4 protein-coding genes are annotated in these 3,718 nt (G+C 32.5%); 3 read left to right on the top strand and 1 reads right to left on the bottom strand.

Annotated elements, in window-relative coordinates; genetic code table 11:
* Both QZ659_RS19605 and QZ659_RS19610 read left to right on the top strand, forming a co-directional pair.
* On the top strand, positions 1 to 313 hold a 313-nt coding region (locus QZ659_RS19605), incomplete at its 5' end, for a DUF2024 family protein (protein WP_291728645.1).
* Positions 314 to 378: 65 nt separating this feature from the next.
* The gene (locus QZ659_RS19610) at positions 379 to 963 is read left to right on the top strand and encodes a MarR family winged helix-turn-helix transcriptional regulator (RefSeq protein WP_291728647.1); all 585 of its coding nucleotides are present in this window, start codon (positions 379 to 381) and stop codon (positions 961 to 963) included.
* Between the two features lie 3 nt (positions 964 to 966).
* On the opposite strand, the gene QZ659_RS19615 is transcribed toward QZ659_RS19610, so the two are convergent.
* Positions 967 to 2,388 (bottom strand): tetratricopeptide repeat protein, encoded by a 1,422-nt coding sequence (locus QZ659_RS19615; protein ID WP_291728649.1) that lies wholly within the window; start codon positions 2,386 to 2,388, stop codon positions 967 to 969.
* A gap of 122 nt (positions 2,389 to 2,510) precedes the next feature.
* Here QZ659_RS19615 and QZ659_RS19620 point away from each other — a divergent pair, with 122 nt between their 5' ends.
* Positions 2,511 to 3,548: a lysylphosphatidylglycerol synthase transmembrane domain-containing protein gene (locus tag QZ659_RS19620; RefSeq protein WP_291728650.1), complete on the top strand. Its 1,038-nt coding sequence runs from the start codon at positions 2,511 to 2,513 to the stop codon at positions 3,546 to 3,548.
* Positions 3,549 to 3,718 lie beyond the last annotated feature (170 nt).

The raw sequence follows: 3,718 nt of genomic DNA on the forward strand, positions 1-3,718 counted from the left end.
ACAAAAGTTAGGAATCCTAATATTTACTATTTTTAATCAATTATACATTATGAATGTTGCAGTTTGGGATACATACGTAAAACGTAAAGATGGTAAAGCCATGCACTTTGATATTTTGGTCAATGCAGAGGTTGAGCATACAGAACGTATTCTTGAGTATGGGAAACATTATTTACAAACTAAAGGCTTTTCTACTGAGGGTATTAAGGCAAAAAAATGCAAGTTTTGTCATATTGAAGTTGCATCTGATCAGGTTCAGCAAGATATTGAAAGAAAAGGCTTCTCTATCATTGAAATGTTGAATTGTAACTAATTTTTCGTTTATATAATTCTTAAATTTGCCTGTAATAATTATTGATTGTTACAGGCTTTTCATATATGGAGAAACAACTAGATAGTAAGATAGTGATGGGGTTAGAGCGTATAGCAGAAGTGTTTAAGGTTTTGCTTTGGGAAGAAGCTAAACAACATGGTTTAAGTCCCATACAAATACAAATTCTGATATTCATAAAACAGCATAGCATAGAACTGGCAAATGTAACCTATTTATCTAAAGAATTTAACCTTACTAAACCAACAGTTAGTGATGCCATTCGTATTCTGTTAAAGAAAGGTATTATTCATAAAATTCCATCTCCAACAGATAAAAGAGCCTACTCTATTGCATTGACAGAACACGGAAAGGCACTTGTAGAACAATTACAAAATTTTTCAAAACCGTTAGAGAAATATGTAACAGAGCTTTCATTAGAAACCAAAACAGATTTTTTTAAGACACTTACTCACCTCATCTTTCAATTAAACAAGAGTAATGTTATTACAGTCCAACGAATGTGCTTTTCCTGTCATCATTATGAAAAAAGACAGGACAAAGAAAATCAACACTTTTGTAAACTGTTACAAACCCAACTAACAAATAAGAATATACAGCTAGACTGCCCAGAGTTTCAAGAAAAAATATAATAGTTACTCTCGTTTTGCAAATCGTATAAACAAAATAATTCCTAAAGAGAGCGCAATAAGAGCAACTATTCCAACTTGAATAGAGGTTTTTGTATCTATTCGACTCACAATGACTGTTTTATCTTTATTTTTTTTAGCTTCTTGTTCAGCAATAAAGGCAGCTAGATACACAGATTTTTGTAGTGAATCAAGCACCAAGTAATCTGGAATATTATCATTAAGAATATATAAAAGTTCTGATGCTACAGTGTCTGTTTTTATAAAAAATGTTGAATCGCTATATCCTTCTATTTCTGTTAGGTAACTAGCTTCAAACTTCTCATCTATTCTACCTCCTTCAGCTATCCATTCTTTTTCCTGACTAAAGATAGATTTAAGATAATTATCTCTTTCTTTAATTTTTTGCGCCAAAAATACTGAAATATCTGTTGTATTGTATTTTTCACTCTTTTGCAGTTGATGTTGATGGTGTAAAAGGGCAGAGGAAGCTAATAGTGTATAAGATTTTGCTGTCTTTGGCGAATAGTCTGAAATCAGTTGTGCAGCTCTCAAATAAGCAAAGGCAGCAGTTTGTGCAGCTCCTCTCTTATTTTTCAATATTTCTTTTTGCTCGTCTGTGTAAGTAACTTGGTTTTTCTCTAATTGTGGTAAGGCTGTTTTTCCCAAAAGCAAATCTCCAATAGCTTCAATAAGAATAACGTTATCAGAATGCGAAAAACGGAGTAGTTGTAACATAGCAAAAATAGCTTCATCTATCTGCTCTTCTGTTAGACGATATTTTTTACTCTCTCTATCTTTTTTAGTTCTGAATTTTGTAGCTAAGAAAGCATAAAAGTTAGGAATTTCATAGATTTGTCGGTCATTAGCTAAATCGTCGACAGTAAAGCTGCCCTGTACGGGTAGTGTAATCTTTCGGCGTAGCTTTTTTGTTGCTCCTTTTCGGGCTGCACATTCGATGAGGTAATCTATCCAATATACTTGATATTTGTCTCTTAATGTAAGAGGACTAAATCTTTTTAGTAATCTTTGTGCATAAAAACGAGCTTTATAAAGCTCTCTATCAGCAATATAAAATGTGGCTAGATTGGAATATGTGCTATATTCACCTGCTTTTTTTCGTTCTTTCTGTATCATCAGTTGGATAGCTCTGTTAGTATTGCCTGTTAGATGATATGAAACAGCCATCGCATCATAAAGAGATATGGAATCAGGATTTTTATTCCAAGCATCTTCATAGACAGATATTCGCCAAAAATGGTAATTTTGCGAATGTTTTAAATAATTGCCTACCAAAACCTGCATTACTGTTTGGTAAGGGACAGCATTCAACTGGCTAGTTTCCTCATCCCAAAGAGCTGCAAAAGTTGTAGTAGGATAAAGAAACAAGACACAGAAAAAAAAAATAGAAGAAAAACGAAACACCATATATTTGTTTAGAACATTGACATTCAAAAATACAATTTATTATTGGATTCATTGAAAAATACTCACTAAGACCTGTTGTCTATTGCTCAAAAAAGTAAATACGACATAAAAGAAAAAATTTTATGAACTCTACACTAAAAAAAACACTTCAAATTGGCGTTTCTCTATTCGTTGGAATCTTACTGATTTACCTTTTATATAGAAATACCGACACAGAGAAAATGCTAAATACACTATTAAATGCTGATTATCGGTTTGTGTTTTTATCTATGCTACTAGGTTGTTTAGCGCATTGGAGCAGAGGTGTAAGATGGGTAATAGCACTTCGTCCTTTAGGATACAAAATTCAGAAAAGAAGAGCTTTTGTAGCTGTTATGACAGGATATTTGATGAATACGGCTGTTCCTCGTGCTGGTGAAGTTGCTCGTTGTATGTTTTTAAAACGTACTGATAAATTACCTATTGCTACTTCTTTAGGCTCTGTTATTGGCGAAAGAGCCTTAGACTTTATACTCTTGGTAAGCATAACAACAACAACTTTTTTTGTAGAATGGGAGATTATAAAAGGCTTTTTAGATAAGTATGCCGATTTTGGAATCTATGAAAGAGCTTTCTATGATAACTTGTGGTTGATATGGGTTTTGATTTTTGTAGTGGCTATTTCTTTAGTATTTATGTATTTTTATAGAGAACAGATACTTAAAAATAACTTTGTTATAAAAATCCGACTATTTTTAGCAGGAATTTGGCAAGGGGTTTCATCAATAACAAAGCTAAATAGAAAACAACAGTTATTTTACATTATTCATACACTCATTATTTGGGCTTGTTATCATCTAATGATTTATGTCTTATTTTTTTCTATTGAAGAAACATCAAATCTTACTGTAATGGCAGGCTTTACTGCTATGGTAATGGCAGGAGTAGGAATGGTTATTCCAATACCAGGAGGAACAGGTTCTTTTCATGTCTTTGTAATGTACACCCTCATTGCCTACGGAATAGAGGAACAACCTGCTAAGACATTTGCAGCATTTGCTCACGGAGCGCAAACACTTATGATTTTGGTTATTGGAGGAGTAAGTATGGCTACTGGGCTTTATTTATGGGCAAGAAATCCAAATGCAAAAAATACAGAGGAACAAAAACATTCCTTCTAAACTTTACTCAAAACTATTTTATTTTATAATGAAAAGAATATTTATCTTATTTTTCTTTCTAATCCTACTTTCCTCTTGTGAAAGACTCTATACACATCAGTTCAAACTACAAAACAATAGCACTGATACGTTGTGGATTAATTATATAGAGCAGAGTAGTACATTTAAAA

The sequence above is a fragment of the Bernardetia sp. genome, from assembly GCF_020630935.1.
Taxonomy (GTDB): Bacteria; Bacteroidota; Bacteroidia; order Cytophagales; family Bernardetiaceae; genus Bernardetia.

Coding starts and splice junctions, on each gene's coding strand:
- QZ659_RS19610 (WP_291728647.1), top strand. CDS start 379: ATGGAGAAACAACTAGATAGTAAGATAGTGATGGGGTTAGAGCGTATA.
- QZ659_RS19615 (WP_291728649.1), bottom strand. CDS start 2,388: ATGGTGTTTCGTTTTTCTTCTATTTTTTTTTTCTGTGTCTTGTTTCTT.
- QZ659_RS19620 (WP_291728650.1), top strand. CDS start 2,511: ATGAACTCTACACTAAAAAAAACACTTCAAATTGGCGTTTCTCTATTC.